Origin of the sequence: Rhodonellum psychrophilum GCM71 = DSM 17998 (assembly GCF_000381545.1) — a bacterium.
GTDB classification, from domain to species: domain Bacteria; phylum Bacteroidota; class Bacteroidia; order Cytophagales; family Cyclobacteriaceae; genus Rhodonellum; species Rhodonellum psychrophilum.
Map to the genome: position 1 here is coordinate 443746 of NZ_KB906674.1, position 16557 is coordinate 460302.

Genomic DNA, 16557 nt, shown 5'->3' on the forward strand with positions numbered 1-16557 from the left:
CAGGTTTTGTTCCTAGCCTTTGTTTAGCCTTTTCCTTTTTTTTCATCCCAAGACTTATAATCAGGTAATTGAAAAGCAATACTACCTGTGATCTTTTTGGATGATTCTCCTATGGATTTACTATTCAATTTTTAATTTGGTTTATTTTTCTAGAGTATCCTTGGCAGTCAATTTAATTTTTTTCATTTATTTCGAACATCCTTTTGTAATTTAAGGGCTCCAATCATCCAGTCTTCCCTGTTATGTCATTTACTTCCAAAAGATTTATCACCTACTTCTTTCGCGGATTGCTCTTTGTGGTCCCCTTGGCTTTGACTATTTATGTCATTGTATTGATTATTAATTTTTTGGATGGGATTTTACCCATTCCCGTGCCTGGATTGGGGATTCTGATCATGCTCATGTTTATTACCTTTGTTGGCTATCTGGCGGGGCTTTTTATCACCAAGCCATTGTTTGATATTTTCGAACGGTGGGTTTTTAAAATTCCACTGATCAATATCCTTTATACGAGTATCAAAGACCTGATGTCGGCTTTTGTGGGCGATAAGAAAAAATTCAACATCCCCGTGATCGTAAAACTTTCCGAGGGGATGTCCCGGTTGGGATTCATTACCCAAGACAATCTCCTGGTGCTTGAAGAAGAGGAGTTGGTCGCCATTTATTTTCCCCACAGTTACAACTTCAGTGGCAATCTCTATCTGGTTCCTCAAAAAAACGTGAGGGTCCTGAACAATGTAAAAAGTGCGGACATCATGAAGTTCATTGTTTCAGGCGGGGTTTCGCATATTAATAAATTGAGCTAAACGGGTATAAAAATCCCGAATTTTATGAATTCAATTATTTTGTCCCGAACTTGAAATTCAAACAACTCAATTTTGTACCCCAAAAAAACCTATAAACACCATGAACAAATTACTCTTGATTCTCACCCTTTGCTTTTTAACCTTTCACGCCACCGCACAAGGGGATTGGATTTCTCTTTTTGACGGGAAAAGTCTCGATGGCTGGAAAATTTCCGAAAATCCAGCTTCTTTTTCGATTGAAGAGGGTGTACTCAAGGTGGATGGCAAGCGTGCCCACCTCTTCTACGATGGTCCGATTGGCAACCATGATTTCAAGAACTTTGAATTCAAGGCTGAGGTGAAGACAAAACCTGGTGCAAATTCAGGTATATTCATTCATACTCAATTCCAGGAAGAGGGTTGGCCGTCCGTAGGCTATGAAATTCAGGTAAACCAAACGCATAGCGACTGGAGGAAAACAGGAAGTCTATATTCCGTGAATGATGTAAAGGAAGTGTTCGTCAAAGACAACGAATGGTACACCCAGCACATCATCGTCAAGGGCGACAAAATCACGGTGAAGATCAATGACAAAGTTGTGATGGAATATGTCGAATCTGAGGACAAGGAAAGAGATCCTGCCAAAATCGGAACTCAAAAGCTGAGCAGCGGAACCATCGCGCTTCAGGCACATGATCCGAAAAGCGTCATTTATTACAAAAACATTCAGGTAAAATTATTGCCTTAAGGAATTTATGTTTTAATAATCTTTTGGTTTTTTGGATCAGGTCAGGATTATCTTAAAAACACCAATTAAAAATCCCTTAAAAGACACTCAATTGAAGGTGCCTTTTAAGGGATTTTTCAAGAAATTTCATTTTTTTACCTGAGTTTACCTCATGAAAGATCAGCCATTGATCCTTGAGGCAAAATTTAGAGTGACCGGAAAATCAATTCTTTGTTTTAGTGATTGCCCTATAAATTTTCCAAATTCCAAAAAGCACTATTAAAATGAGGCCAAGATTGATGGCTTGCCAAAGCAGAATATTGTGTCCGGTTATGTTGAAGTCGTTGACCAAAATCATAGCTATCGATTTAAATTGAAAGTTTCATTAGGGTTGAATTGAAGAGTAAGATACTTGTCCCGCACTAAGATGCGCTTCAAATTTTTATTTACTCTATTTTTTTTAGAACCCATTTGAACCCACCATTTGTGGCTTTTAGGAAAGTTTGACCACTGATTCCCCCTTTTCCATAAAAGCTCCGATCAAGAAGGACTGGGAACCTTCATCTACCATCCATTTCTCGAACACTTCTTTTTCGCTGGGATCAACTGCCAGCATCAATCCACCACTGGTTTGTGGATCGCAAAGGATGACAAGCTCCATTCCGTTCACACCTTCTGTTTTGGCGCTGAAGGCATTCCAGTTTCTGTAGGTATTGTCTGGGAAAATAAACTGGTCAATATAGGCCTGAACGCCATCAATCAAAGGGATATCTTTTAATACAATTTTTGCAGAAAGCCCAGAACCTTCACACATTTCGATCAAATGACCGACCAAACCAAAGCCTGTAACATCTGTCATCGCATGGACAAAGGATACAGGGCCAATTTTCTCGCCGATGCTGTTCAGCACACAGGTATATTGAATCAGTTTTTGGTAATCGTCTACGTTGATCTTCTCCCTTTTCAAAGCCGTGGCCAATACGCCGATGCCGATGGGTTTGGTGATATAGATCAGATCTCCTGCTTTTGCCCCGTTATTGGTCTTCAGGTTCACGGGATCGATGGAGCCAGTGACGGATAAGCCGAAAATCGGGTCTTTTGCTGCAATGCTATGCCCTCCAGCGATGATGACACCCGCTTGGCCACAAATGGCTTTGGCGCCCTCCAAGACCTTAGCGGCTAGCTCTGGCGCGAGCTTCTCCACAGGCCAGCTCAGTATTGCATTTGCGAAGAGAGGCTTGCCTCCCATTGCATAAATGTCCGACAGGGCATTGGCCGCCGCAATCCTTCCAAAATCATAAGGATCATCCACGATCGGCGTGAAAAAATCAACCGTATTGATGACCGCTTGGTTTTCCGAGATCAGGTAAACTGCGGCATCGTCTTTTTTGTCATTGCCGACCAAAAGATTTTGATCGGGTTTCTGTATGGTTTGACTGCTTCCCAGAATTTGGTCCAAAACGGCCGGAGCGATTTTACAGCCACAACCCGATCCTTCACTCCACTGTGTCAGTTTGATTTCCACTTTTTGCATTGATATCATTTTTTATTTTGAGTAGATTTTGGCAAGCCTCTGATAATGGGATTTGGGATAGATCCAAAGAAAGTTCGTGTTGACGAATGGGTTTGTTCAGGTCAAAACCATAAGTTTTGTCGTAATAGACCAACATGTTTTCGATCCAGGATCGGTGTCTCCCCATTTCCAGATCTTCTAGGGCTTCTGTGGTTCTAAGTCCTCCCAGCTTATTGCTCAGCCTGAGGATGGCACTTTTTAATTCCTCCTTGGGCAGGGAAGCATATTCTTCTTCGATATGTGTGATCCGCTCCGCTTCGGTTTTGGAAATTTTGATGATCGGAGCGGTCAGGATTTGTTGGAATATCCCATCTGGAAGTGTCACCTTCCCGATATTCCTACTTTCGTTTTCAATCCAAATCGGATGTATTTGATCCAATTGAATCAACCTTTCGGCAAGGAGATTTTCAAATTGTTCTACACTGGGTTGCTTTTCTTGGCCAATTCCCCCGAAGGAGGAACCTCTATGGTGGGCTAAACCTTCCAGATCGACCACTTGTTCACCTTTGTCCTCCAGTGCTTTGAGCAAAACGGTTTTACCTGTCCCGGTTTTTCCACCTAGGACAATGAAATTATAGGGTTTTCGGACTCTTTCATAGGTAAAGGTTCGGTAGGTTTTGTAACCTCCTTTTAATCTGAACACCTCAAAGCCGACCATTCCCAGTAGCCAAGACAATATTTGACTCCTCATCCCGCCCCGCCAACAATAGAGGAGAATTTTTTTGTCAGGATAATTCAGCAGGACTTCCTTTTGGATTTGATGAAATCTTGGTCCGACCAGTTCAAAGCCCTTGAGGACTGCAGATTCATTCCCTTCTTGCTTATAAAGTGTACCCACAATTTCTCTCTCCCCATCATTTAAAATCGGTAAGTTTAGGGCTCCTGGGATATGACTTTGGATAAATTCACTCTCGCTACGGGCATCTAGGATGGGAAGTGTTTCCCGTAATTTCAAGAATTCAGAGAGGGTTATTAATTTTTCCGACATATTTTGAAAGCTACTAAAAATAAAATGAATAATTGAGGATGAGAATTATGTCAAAGCATATAGAAGATTTAGAACCTTGGGCAAGGATTTTTGTTTTGAAGTTTATTTGTCGAAAAATTTCCTTTACCTTCAGCTTGAGGCCAATTGTGGAATTTGTGAATGAATAATTGTCATCCGTTGTTTCTCGAGTATTTGAAAAGCCTTTAAACACCTGTCAGGAAGAAAAACCTAGTAATCTAGGGCGATGGTATTTCGGGAATAAATTAGCTTTAAAAGCTCTTAGAAAATTCCTTTTTTAAAAAATGAATCATGCTACCCAAATCAAGCGTAATGTTTTTATTGCATTAAAGATCTTATGGACAATCAGTGTATTTTTTTGACAGCCTCTCTTTTTTTTCTTCTCCTGATGGGATGTACAACAAGAAATGAATCGGAATCCGCAAAAACCTTGTATTCCGATAAAAAGATCAGTTTTGGGATTGATACATTGACTATCAAATTAAATAAAGAATTAAATTTTGATTATCCGTACTCCTCCAGGTTTTTTGATGGTTCCGAAACCTATTTTGTCGGTTACAATTCGGGCCTACATAAATTGGATTTCTTCAGTTTAGAGGGTTTAAAATATTCGTTTTCAACGATATTGGAAAAGGATGGTCCAAATGGGATGGACGATCCTTGGGATTTTTTTATCCAAAGTTTAGATTCAATCTATTATTTGGGAAAAGATTCCAAGCTAACGCTTCTTGATACCTCAGGAAAAGTACTCAGTGTCTTCAAATTGGAGGACCCGATGGGTAATTACGGATATAAAGCCAATCCAATTACATTTAAAATTTTCTTAAATCAGGAGAAAAATAAAATGTACCTGAACAGTTATTCCTTTAGTCATTTACCGAACAATCACGCCTACTTCAAAGAACCCTTTGTTTCATTTATTGATTTAAGGAATTCGGACATGGATACTATACCTATCCAATTCCCCAAAATTTACCTTGAGACGGATAAAATCCTAGGTGAATACATGGAGCCAAATGTCATATTTGTTGATAACCGAATCATATATTCATTTCCTGCAGATCCCTCCATTTATACTTATAATCTAACCACAAAAGAAAAAGAGGTTTTTGGTGGGGAAAGTCTAAATTCGAAAAATTCAATTGAATATATGGCTCCTGATGACTATCATGATATCCAAAAGAGAATCATTCATCAGATTGAAAATACTTACTTCTATAACGTGGTACACGATCCATTCAGGAAACTTTTTTACCGTATCCATTCAGGGGGAGTTTCATTTCAAATCGATGAAGATGATATCAATTCTGTTTTTGAGAAGCCGATCTTCCTGACTGTATTTGATGAGAATTTCAATATCCTCCAGGAAATGGAGTTGCCTTCAAAAACCTACAATGCTTTATCTATGTTTGTAACAAAAAGTGGGTTGCACCTCCCTTTTTCACATTATTTGAACCAAGATGTAGATGAGGGAAAATTGGTATTCCATGTTTATAAATTTGAAATGGAAAACACCAATCCGTGAAGTGTGAGGATAGAAAAGTAAACCTGAAAAAAATAGACCCCGAAAACTAGTTTTCGGGGTCTATGCTCAAAGCTTATTCTTATAATTGAGCGTCCAATTTTTTAGCTAAAACTGCTTTTGGAACTGCACCAACTTGTTTGTCAACGATTTCGCCACCTTTGAAGAACAAGAGGGTGGGGATGCTTCTGATGCCGAATTGCTGTGCAACGCCAGGATTGGCGTCTACATCCACTTTTCCGATGATGGCTTTGCCCTCATAATCTCCGGCCAATTCTTCCACCAAGGGTCCGATCATTTTACACGGGCCACACCATTCTGCCCAAAAATCGACCAAAATTGGTTGGTCAGAATTCATGATTTCCTCAAAATTTGCGTCAGTAATTTCTATTGCTTTTGCCATTGTATTGTATTTATTGATATTTCTTAATTTTCAAATATACTTCTAAAGTAGAAAAGGGGTTGATAAGTTCCTAATGTGAGGAATTTTATCCTGAAAGGCAGGATTATTTCCCAATTTCATAATTGACACAAGCTTCGAAAATTCAGTCAAATTTGTTGATTTTTCTGGGCAGCGCGTCAATTCCCCATCTTAAATGATTTGATAAACCACCTCCGGGAGTTGGTCCAAGTCCTTGATCATCTCATTGGAAGGGTCTATGGAATACCGGCTGGACATCAAGTCCAAAGTGATGTTTTCTTTCCTGTCAATTACATTGATGTACAGTTTGGCCTCCCCTTTATACTTTTTGGTGATGGCTTCGAGTTTTTCCATCAGGTCCAAAGTAAGATCATCCAAGTCGATATTCACCCGAAGTCCCTTGATCATTTTCGCACGGACTTCGCCGAGGAGCATGATTGAATTGATTTTGAATTCAAACTCATTTTCCTTCCACCGGTTTGGATGTACAGACCCAATGATATACAGGTGCCAGCCTGTCATGAAATACTCCTTGAACTTGACATAGTCTTCCCCAAAAATGAAAAACGTATGGCCACCATGGTAATCTTCCATGGTCAAGGTGCCAAAGGGTTTTCCGGTTTTGGTCGTTCTATGGGCAAAACTCGTCACCATCCCAGCTATTCTCAAATCACCCTTGGAGCGAAGTGCTTCAATGTTGGCCATATCCGGGAGAGGCGTGTTCGTAAAGGAATCAATTTCAATTTTGAACTGATCCAAGGGATGCCCAGAGATATACAATCCCACGACTTCCTTTTCGATGTTCAATTGCTGCAACTGGCTGAAGGGTTCCATGGGGGGGATTGTTGGAAGCGGAACTTCCATTCCCGATCCTCCGCCAAATAGACTCACCTGAGAACTTTCAGATTCTTGTTGGACTTTGACGGCGTATCTCACAGCCTTCTCCAGCAAGGTTCCTTCTCCTTCCGGTGCTTCGAGATATTGTCTTCTATGGTGTGCGTGGAAGCAGTCAAATCCACCTCCCATGGCCAAGGCCTCAAGGGTTTTTTTATTGACAGCTTTGGAATTCACTCTTTTTGTAAAATCGAAGATGTTGAGGTAATTTCCCGTTTTTTCCCGGTCAGCGATGATCGCATGCACCGCGGCACTGCCAGCGCCTTTGATGGCTGCTAACCCAAACCTGATTTTTCCTTCTTTGTTGACGGTAAATCCGCTTTTGGATTCATTGACATCTGGACCCAATACTGCTAATCCCATCCGTTTGCATTCCTCCATAAAGAAGGTCACCTGACTGATGTCGTTCATGTTGTTACTCAATACGGAAGCCATGTATTCGGCTGGATATCGCGCCTTTAGGTAGGCCGTTTGATATGCTATCCAAGCGTAACAGGTGGAGTGGGATTTATTGAAGGCATACGAAGCGAAGGCTTCCCAGTCTTTCCAGATTTTTTCCAATCTTTTGGCATCATGCCCTTTTGCGGAGGCTTGCTGCACAAATTTGGGTTTCATTTTGTCCAAAACATCTTTCTGTTTCTTACCCATTGCCTTTCGCAGCACATCGGCCTCACCTTTGGTAAATCCAGCAAGTTTCTGAGACAAAAGCATTACTTGTTCTTGATAGACTGTGATCCCGTAAGTTTCCTCCAGGTATTCTTTCATGTCCTCCAAATCATAAACAATGGGCTCGGTCCCATGCTTACGCCCAATAAAACTCGGGATATATTCCAATGGACCCGGACGGTAAAGCGCATTCATGGCAATCAAATCCGCAAAAACGGTGGGTTTCAGTTCCCGCATGTATTTCTGCATCCCCGCAGATTCATACTGGAATATGCCAACGGTTTCCCCTTTCTGAAAAAGTTCGTAGGTTTTCTCATCGTCAATCGGAAAATTATCCGGATCGAGTTCAATGCCGTGCCGTTCTTTTACGATTTTGACGGCATCCTTGATCAAGGTCAGGGTTTTCAATCCCAAAAAGTCCATTTTTAGCAAGCCGGCATTTTCCACCACCGAGTTGTCAAACTGGGTGCAGACCATGTCTGAATCCTTGGCCAAGGCCACCGGAACAAAATCCGTGATGTCACTTGGGGTAATGATCACCCCACAGGCATGGATCCCTGTATTCCGAACAGATCCTTCAAGAACGGCCGCTTGGTTGACTGTTCTGGAAAGGCTGTCATTGGATTTGGAAATCCGGATCAGCTCCTCTGCACGTCCTATGTTTTCTGAATTGTTTTTGAGCTTGTCCGCCAACTTCGCCCTATCCAATCCGACTGCAAAGAGTGCTTTGAGCTTGATGTCTGGCACCAATTTCGAGAGCCTATCAGCATCTGCCAGAGGTAGATTAAGTACCCTTGCGGTATCCCTGATCGCAGATTTGGCTGCCATGGTTCCATAGGTAATGATCTGGGCAACTTGATTGGATCCGTATTTATTGATCACATAATCGATGACGCTTTGCCTGCCTTCGTCATCGAAGTCAATATCAATATCTGGAAGGGAAACCCTGTCTGGATTTAGAAATCTCTCGAAGAGGAGGTCATACTTGATGGGATCTACATTGGTGATTTTGACACAATAAGCGACCGCCGATCCAGCGGCTGATCCTCTTCCGGGTCCCACGGACACGCCCATGTCCCGGGCTGCACGGGTGAAATCCTGTACGATCAAAAAGTAACCCGGATAGCCAGTCCGCTCAATCGTTGCCAATTCAAACTCCAGCCTCTCCACGATTTCCGGGGTGAGTTCCGGATAGCGCAATTTCGCCCCCTCATATGTCAGGAATTTCAGATAGGCATTTTCGCCTCGTTTTCCTCCATCTTCCTCATCTTTGGCATCTTTGAATTCTTCCGGAATATCAAATTTCGGAAGCAAAACCTCTCGCGCAAGTTTATAGGCTTCAATTTTTCCCTCAATCTCATTGGTACATTCAATCGCCTCCGGAAGATCTGCGAAGAGCTTCTTCATTTCCTCGGGCGTCTTGATGTAAAATTCCTCATTTGGGAATCCATATCGGAATTCTCGGCCCCGTTTGCCGATATATTTCTTTGGTTTTTCCACCAATTCCCCATCTTTCACGCACAGGAGAATGTCATGGGCATTCGCATCTTTTTTCTGGTTGTAATAGGTGTTGTTGGCTGCAAAATATTTGACGCCGTATTTTTTGGCAAAGCCCAATAATACCTCATTGACTTTTTCCTCTTCAGGAATGCCATGTCGGTTGAGTTCAACATAAAAATCCTCCCCAAATTGTTCTTTCCACCAGACAAATGCCTCTTCGGCTTGGGTTTCGCCCACATTGAGGATCAAAAAGGGGATTTCACCCCAGATTCCACCGGTTGTGGCGATCAGGTCGGTTTTGTACTCGAGAAGTACCTCTTTGTCAATTCTGGGGAGATAATAGAATCCTTGGATATTGGCATAGGAGGATAGCTTGGCCAGGTTGTGGTATCCAGCCTTGTTTTTTGCCAAGAGGACAGTTTGGTATCCATCGTCTTTTTGGGATTTGTTTCTCCTGTCTCTACAGACATTGAATTCACAGCCTACAATAGGTTTGATGTCATTGGCCAAAGCTTCCCGAACAAAGTGGAATGCGCCCATCATGTTGCCATGGTCAGTCATGGCAATGGCAGGCATGTTCAGTGACTTGGCCAATTGGATCATGGCCGGGATTTCCGAAGTGGCTTGAAGAATGGAATATTGGGTATGCACATGGAGATGTGTAAAAGGCACATCCTTCAGGTCAGAAATGTCCGCCTTACCCACTCCTTTCAACACATCTTTTGCGGCGCTTTTCTGTGGGTCTTTGGCTTGGGCAAAGTTGGCTGCCTCCAGTGTTGGGGCCTCATAAATGACTTCCCTGGCATCCAATCCCTTTTCGGGAAGCAGGACCTTTTGAGTGATTAGTCCGAAAAAACACCTTGCGGTTGCGTCGACGTCATAGGCTGCATCGTGGGCATCGACGAATCCTTTCCCGAATAATTTTTGGTGCAATTCCGTCAAAGTGGGCCACTTGAATTTGCCGCCTCTTCCCCCAGGTAAGGCGCAAAAATCCGTGGAAATGTCTTTGGTGTCCAGTTCCTGCTTTTCGAGCAGCTGCATTGGGATTTCTTTTCTCAAGAATTCCGATCCCACCACATTGATGTCAAAACCGACATTGTGACCGACCAAATATTTGGCCTTGACGACATCCAAGTGAAAAATCTCCAATACCTTGGAAAGCGAGTGCCCTTCCCTCAATGCCCTTGCAGTGGAGATTCCATGCACTTTTTCCGCATTGTAGGGGATTGTAAAGCCTTCCGGTTTGACCACGAAGTTATTGTTGGAAAGGAGCTTCCCTCTTTCATCGTGCAGCTGCCACGCAAGCTGAACTAGCCGCGGCCAATTGTCCAGATCTGTGATGGGGGCGTTGTAATCCCTTGGTAAGCCGGTGGTTTCGGTATCAAAAATAATGTACATAAAGACTTCTTGAATTTGGGGATTGTAAATTAAGATTTATCTCCCTGATGTGCCAATACTGTGGCGGAAATTGTCGGGATTTATTTTTAAAATTTCCCGGAAACCAAAAGGTCTACCTGACTTAAAACCGAGAATATTATAGTGTTTATTTTTGGCTTCCTATTTCCTTGGACGCGGCTGAAGTTGGACCATCAAACAGGTGAGGAATCAGGTCCAAGGTTCAAATGAATTGTCCTAATCTTGCATGATTTGGGAAGAGGTACTATTTATGATCTGTAATACTTGGATCGGTGAGGGGCTCGTTTTTGGGATAAAAAAATTGAGAAAAAATCCGGAAGCGATTCTGAGAAGCACTTCCGGATCCAATTTACCTTTTGCCTTCCCAAGGCACAAATACCACTTTTTTTGTTTCGAAAAATTCTTCCTTAAAATAATCCTCCAGATGGTAATTGATATAGGACACCTGTAATTCTTCCATTTCCTCATCGACTTCCCCACCTTTCAGGAACAACATTCCATTTGGGAATTCATTAAAATCCTCTTTTTTGAACTTTCCTTTCATCCATGGATAAAAATTGGCGAATCGGGTCACTGCCCTGCTGATGATGAAATCGTATTTCCGCACCAATTCTTCGGCCCGGACTTGTTCGGCTTCGACATTGGACAATTTTAATTGTTTGACCACATCTTTGACAACCGTGATTTTTTTACCGATTGAATCCACCAAATGGAAATGGGTGTCAGGAAACAAGATGGCCAATGGGATCCCCGGAAAACCACCTCCTGTGCCGACGTCCAATATTTTGGTTCCAGGCTGAAAAGGCATGACTTTGGCGATTCCCAAGGCATGTAAAACATGGCGTTCGTAAAAAAAATCCATGTCCTTTCGGCTGATCAAATTGATTTTCTCATTCCAATCTTGGTAGATGGGACCCAATTTGGCAAACTGCTCTTTTTGCTTTTCTGTCAAATCAGGGAAATACTTGAGGATGATGTCCATTTTTTAAGATTGGGTAAATTCAGGTACAAAAATAGCTTGATTGAAAGAAATATCAGCCATTTTCCGAAAAATGTTAAAACAAAAGGAAAGAGGTTTCGGCTCTTTCCTTTTGCTATAGGTTTTATGAAGATCACGTTTGGATGTGATTATTTGATTTCTTCAGACTTGGCAGCAATTGCGCTGTTATTTTCATCCTTGCGTGTCTTTACTTTGGCAAGAAGGTGGTTGCCCACATGCGTTCCTTTGGTTGCTCCATTGACAATCGCTGGCATGTAATGGATTCCCCCATAAAGCCTGCTGATGGCGGCTTCTTCTGCGGCGAGCCTAAAAGAGTTAAATTCCCTAATCGGAAGTCCATAAGCCACTTCAGTGGAATCCACAAAATGAAAAGAATCCCCAAATAGATGTGTCAAAGTCTCCGCTGCGGCATTGGATACGACACTATGGCCGCTGGTATATTCAGGAAAAGGAGGTGTTTGCAATACAGGTAGCCAATCTTCGTCTATGAATCGGTTGATGTATGTTTCCGGGCGGATCACTACGCTCCGGTACTTTTCATCCCAGCAGGCAATGAATCCATCAAAAAGGGCGATGCTGGTCATTGCTAAGGCTTCCGAAGTTCCTTTCCAGTCCAGATTGGCTGTTTTGGAAGAAATCCCAGCAATACCCATCCAATGTCCACCCGGTGTGATTTTCTTTTCGGCAAACATGACATGGCCTTTTACATTCATCTTGTAGGGATTGCAATCCCAGAAAAAAGCAATGTCTTTTTGTTCTTTTGTAAGGTTACTGACAATGTTGAAAACCTCTTTTGCCTCAGAAAAGAACTGACTGCTTGAATCTGAACTGAAAACTGTTGGAGGTGCGGAGATGAACTGATTGGCAGAATCCAGTGTGAGTGTTCTTATTTTGCTCCAATGAGGCTCTATTCCTTCCATGTAGGCCGGTGGCGTGGGCTGCCATGACCCCGGATCATTTCTGATCGTGTATTTTTCAAAGGATCTGCTTTGGTGATAATTGTCTTTTTTGGTGTAGTCCAAGACGTGTTGGCCTACCGATTCACCCAAAGCCAAAGAGTTTTCAAAAACTTTACTGGGAATGCCTTTGGATTTGATTTCCTTCAGTGCTGTATTATAATGCGCATTCATCATCTCCTCCGAAAATATCAAAGCAGTGGCGACTTTGTAATAGGCTGCCAGAGAAGCTAAAGGATAATGGATTTCTACGGAGGTATCGAAGTTTGTTTTTTCAAAACCATTCAATTGGCCCATCATGGATTGGTAGGAAGAATCCGCCAATACAGCGACCTCATAGGCGGCAATGGAAGAATAGGCATAAATCCTGCTGGCTACAGGAGGTGAAAAAATATCATGGATCATGACATCCGTCAATTTGGTCTGTGCCGAAATTTGGTATGCGCCATCTTTCATGGCCTCTTTATAATCCCCATTTTCCTGGCAAGCCATTAGAGATCCTACTAGCAACAAGATCAGGGTAGTTTTAATAAAAACTTGCTTCATGGTTTCAATTTAATTTTTTTTAATAAACTCAAAGATAATAAATACTTGGTTTTCAGTCAAAAACCACTTCAATATCTTGGCTTTCAATCCTTAAAACTAGCGATATTTCCCTTATTTCAAATGACTGCTGCTGCTGAAAATAAATGATTTTCGGCAGGTTTGTCAAGGAATCGGCTTGAGGAAAATCGGGCTTTTGTTATTTCGGACAGCGATGATGTGCAATTCCCCATTGATTGTGATTTTCTCAGCATTTCGGAATTCACCCCAATATTCCTGTGCATTCAACCCGATTGGAATGGGGTTTATTTTTTCACCTTCAAGGACAAATAGGACCAAAGGTTGGGCTGCAGATGTGCCAAGATCATTTCTGAAACCATAGAAATTGCCCAAACCAAGCAGATAGCGTTTTTCATCCTTGCCTTTAAATATAACGAAATCCTGCATGGGGCTGAATTGTCCTTCTATGGGAAAGGGCTCAAATTGGAAATCACCGGCACCTTTGTTCCAGTAGATCCCTGATCTGAATTCATTTGCGACTTTGATCGCAGCGGCTTCCATTTGTTTAGGATCTAATAGCTCCTTCGGAGATTTTGTCTCTGCATATTCCGCATAGGAAGCGTGCTGTCTTTTTATTGCCGGGATTTGTTTGATCAAATCATCTCTGCTGGCAAAGGGCATCAGATATCCTCCCATATAATGGAAAAGCAAGGGGTCCTCCTGTCCATTGCCATCAAAATCGAAGTGATAAAGTTTGGTGGGATTTTCTGCATTGGCTTTCAGTTTTGAGTTGAGGCCAAGATTGCCAACAATGATTTCCTGCTTTCCGTCTCCGTCCAAATCCGCCACATTCAATCCATAATGCCAACCGGATTGATCCTCTAGAGAGTTTTGCTGGATTTCATAGGTTCCATTTTGGTTTCTTTGGTACACCTGGATTTGCATCCATTCTCCCACCAAAATCAAATCCTTATGACCTTTATTGTCTAAATCTGCCCAAACTGCCTTCTGGACCATTCCCGGGAGGAAATTTTTTCCGAAATACTGTTCAGTGGCATCTCTAAACCTTCCTTTGCCATCATTGAGCAGGAAGGTACTTTTTGGATTGGCACCATAGTTACCTGTCACTACCGAAGCGCCTACAAAGAGGTCCAAAAACCCATTCCCATTTACGTCATGGACGGCAATGGTAGAGGTGTTTTCTCCGATGGGCGGCAGGGAGTTGGGAGAGAAAATCATATTTCCCTTTCCATCGTTTATAAAAACCCGATCAAAATTAATGAATTTGCCAGTTTCATGTTCGTTTCCCCCGCTGCCCACATAGAGATCCAAAATACCATCTTGATTGAAATCCTCAAATACAGCCACCACATCTTCTGCCATTTTTAGCTGCTCGAAAAACGGGTTTTGTGTTTTGGAAAATTGTCCATTGGGCTGTTGCAGAAAGATTGCACCGGGTTGGTTGGTGGCACCACCAAAGTAGATGTCATCCAGACCGTCCCCATTTACATCTCCGACTGCGAGTGCAGGTCCTTCTGTGGAGAATTTTCGGGGGATCAAATATTCCCTTCGCATGTCATCAAAAGCGGTGTTTTCCAGATGAACCCGGTCAATTCCGACATCCACGATTTCAAAAAAGGCTTTTGTTTTTCCAGATGGGATTTTGGTGCTTTTGCCGGCTCCTTGTTGGAGCGAATGTTTTTGGCCCACGGCCAATCCAATAAAAGATTCTTGCACATTTCCGGGCCAGACGACCAGGATCGAATCCAAGGCAGGGCTGTCACCCAAGCCGAAAGTGAGGGTGGTGGAAACTCCCGATTGGAAGCCGCGGCTGCTGGTCAGGGTTTGGTGGAGGATTTCCTCTCCGCGAAAAACCATCACTTGCGCCCCTATCCCAAAAGTATTGAAGCTGTTCGCTTTGAGATCAAATTGAATGAAATGCTTGGCCTGCATTGCAGAACTGTTGTTTCGGTAGACAAAAGCTTCTTGGTCACTGTTGTTGACAATAAGGTCCAAATCCCCATCATTGTCCAAATCCGCATAGGAGGAGCCATTGGAATAGGAGGCTTGATCCAATCCCCAATTTTTGGAGGTATTGGTAAAAACCAAATCCCCTTGGTTGTGGTAAGCGTGGTTGGGAACCATCACGGTTGGGAGCATTTCAATCTGTTTTTGAAGGATTTCCGCTGCAGTCAGTCCAGAACCTAGGTCCTGGCTGTATTGGATGAAATCGAGATCGTTAGGCCTCTTGACGATTCCGTTGGTGATGTGGATGTCTTTTTTTCCGTCATTGTCCATGTCAAAAATCAGGGGTGACCAGCTCCAGTCCGAGGCGTAGGTATTTGTCAACAGACCGATTTCAGAGAATCGCCCATTGCCGAGATTGAGCTGGAGATGGTTGCGGACATATTGGTCCTTGTAGCCCAAACGCTTTTTGATATCATATACTTCTTGCTTGTCTTCCCCTACGGATTTCATCCAAATTTTCGGGTCTTCGGGCAGCATGTCTGTGGTGAAAATGTCAGGCCTTCCATCATTGTTGATGTCGTTGATGTCATTTCCCATGCTGTAGCGGCTGGTGTTGCTGATGAATTCCTGAAGGGATTCCCTGAAAGTTCCGTCTTGTTGGTTGATGTACAAGTAATCGTCTTCAGTAAAGTCATTGGAAACATACAGGTCAATCCAGCCATCACCATTTATATCCGCAGCAGCAACTCCCAATCCAAAGCCGAGGCTGCTGGAAAGAATCCCCGCTTCTTCGGTGACTTCAATCATTCTGTTTTCACCTTCGGACAAAAGGTTTTTGAAGAGTTTGTCACCACCCTTTTCATCCTGATTGTCAAACTTGGTATCGGAATGGGAAAAGACTTCTGGCTTTTTGATGGAATGGTTCAAAAGGTAGAGATCCAAATCTCCATCGTGGTCATAATCCAAAAACAAAGCATGTGTGGAAAACCCCACGAAATCCACGCCGTATGCAGCGGCCATTTCCGTAAAACCCAAATCCCCATTGTTGATGTAGAGTTTGTTTTTGCCGGAAAGTCCTTTGTAATCTCCCACTTGGCAAACGTAGATGTCTAGCCATCCGTCTCCATTGACATCCGCCATGGTTACGCCAGTGGACCATCCGCCATCGCCGGTTACGCCTGCTCGTAGGGTGATGTCTTCAAATTGGAAATTGCCTTTGTTGAGATAGAGTTTGTTTTCACCTTGATTGGAAGTGAAATAAATATCCACCAATCCGTCATTGTTGATGTCACCGGTGGCAACTCCTCCTCCATTGTAAAAATAGAGGTACTCCAAAATATTCATTTCCGCTGTGGAGACCAAATCATTCCGAAAGGAAATCCCTGTTTGATCAGAGGAAAGTAGCGTGAACAGTTTTTCTTCTTCCGGTTTGCCGCAGGCGACTATGACGAGAAAAAGGAGAGAGGCAAATATTCTGAACATTAAAATTTTTCTTTTAAATTATTAAAGTGGTGGTATTCAATGCAGGGAATCTACTCCATAGTACCCAAGTTTTGGTTTCCAATTGCTCTCTTTCGGCA

General features: G+C 42.7%; 10 protein-coding genes. 3 read left to right on the forward strand and 7 right to left on the reverse strand.

Annotation, left to right across the window (positions count from 1 at the left end):
- The first annotated feature begins 242 nt into the window (after positions 1-242).
- Positions 243-806, forward strand: coding sequence for a DUF502 domain-containing protein (locus F824_RS0105270; protein ID WP_019596821.1), 564 nt, complete (start codon positions 243-245; stop codon positions 804-806).
- A 100-nt stretch (positions 807-906) separates the two neighbouring features.
- Positions 907-1533, forward strand: coding sequence for a 3-keto-disaccharide hydrolase (locus tag F824_RS0105275; RefSeq protein WP_019596822.1), 627 nt, complete (start codon positions 907-909; stop codon positions 1531-1533).
- Positions 1534-2005: 472 nt separating this feature from the next.
- Here the strand turns inward: F824_RS0105275 and selD are convergent, their stop codons facing one another.
- Together selD and mnmH are read right to left on the reverse strand one after the other, a co-directional pair.
- On the reverse strand, positions 2006-3046 hold the full coding sequence (gene selD / locus F824_RS0105285) for a selenide, water dikinase SelD (protein ID WP_019596824.1): 1041 nt from the start codon (positions 3044-3046) through the stop codon (positions 2006-2008).
- Positions 3009-4073: a tRNA 2-selenouridine(34) synthase MnmH gene (gene mnmH / locus F824_RS0105290; protein ID WP_019596825.1), complete on the reverse strand. Its 1065-nt coding sequence runs from the start codon at positions 4071-4073 to the stop codon at positions 3009-3011. The genes selD and mnmH overlap by 38 nt, the downstream gene beginning before the upstream one ends.
- A gap of 355 nt (positions 4074-4428) precedes the next feature.
- Between mnmH and F824_RS0105300 the strand changes: the two genes are divergently transcribed.
- Positions 4429-5616, forward strand: coding sequence for a DUF4221 family protein (locus tag F824_RS0105300; protein ID WP_019596827.1), 1188 nt, complete (start codon positions 4429-4431; stop codon positions 5614-5616).
- A 79-nt stretch (positions 5617-5695) separates the two neighbouring features.
- Here F824_RS0105300 and trxA read toward each other — a convergent pair whose 3' ends face one another.
- The 5 genes from trxA to F824_RS0105335 form a co-directional block, all read right to left on the reverse strand.
- Positions 5696-6016, reverse strand: coding sequence for a thioredoxin (gene trxA / locus F824_RS0105305; protein ID WP_019596828.1), 321 nt, complete (start codon positions 6014-6016; stop codon positions 5696-5698).
- A gap of 189 nt (positions 6017-6205) precedes the next feature.
- On the reverse strand, positions 6206-10492 hold the full coding sequence (dnaE, locus tag F824_RS0105310; protein ID WP_019596829.1) for a DNA polymerase III subunit alpha: 4287 nt from the start codon (positions 10490-10492) through the stop codon (positions 6206-6208).
- Between the two features lie 367 nt (positions 10493-10859).
- Positions 10860-11492 carry a 16S rRNA (guanine(527)-N(7))-methyltransferase RsmG gene (rsmG, locus tag F824_RS0105320; protein WP_019596831.1) on the reverse strand — a complete coding sequence of 211 codons (633 nt, stop codon included), beginning with the start codon at positions 11490-11492 and terminating at the stop codon, positions 10860-10862.
- Positions 11493-11638: 146 nt separating this feature from the next.
- Complete coding sequence (locus tag F824_RS0105325) at positions 11639-13012, reverse strand: vanadium-dependent haloperoxidase (protein WP_019596832.1); 1374 nt, start codon at positions 13010-13012, stop codon at positions 11639-11641.
- A gap of 162 nt (positions 13013-13174) precedes the next feature.
- Positions 13175-16459 carry a VCBS repeat-containing protein gene (locus F824_RS0105335; protein WP_019596834.1) on the reverse strand — a complete coding sequence of 1095 codons (3285 nt, stop codon included), beginning with the start codon at positions 16457-16459 and terminating at the stop codon, positions 13175-13177.
- Positions 16460-16557: the final 98 nt, after the last annotated feature.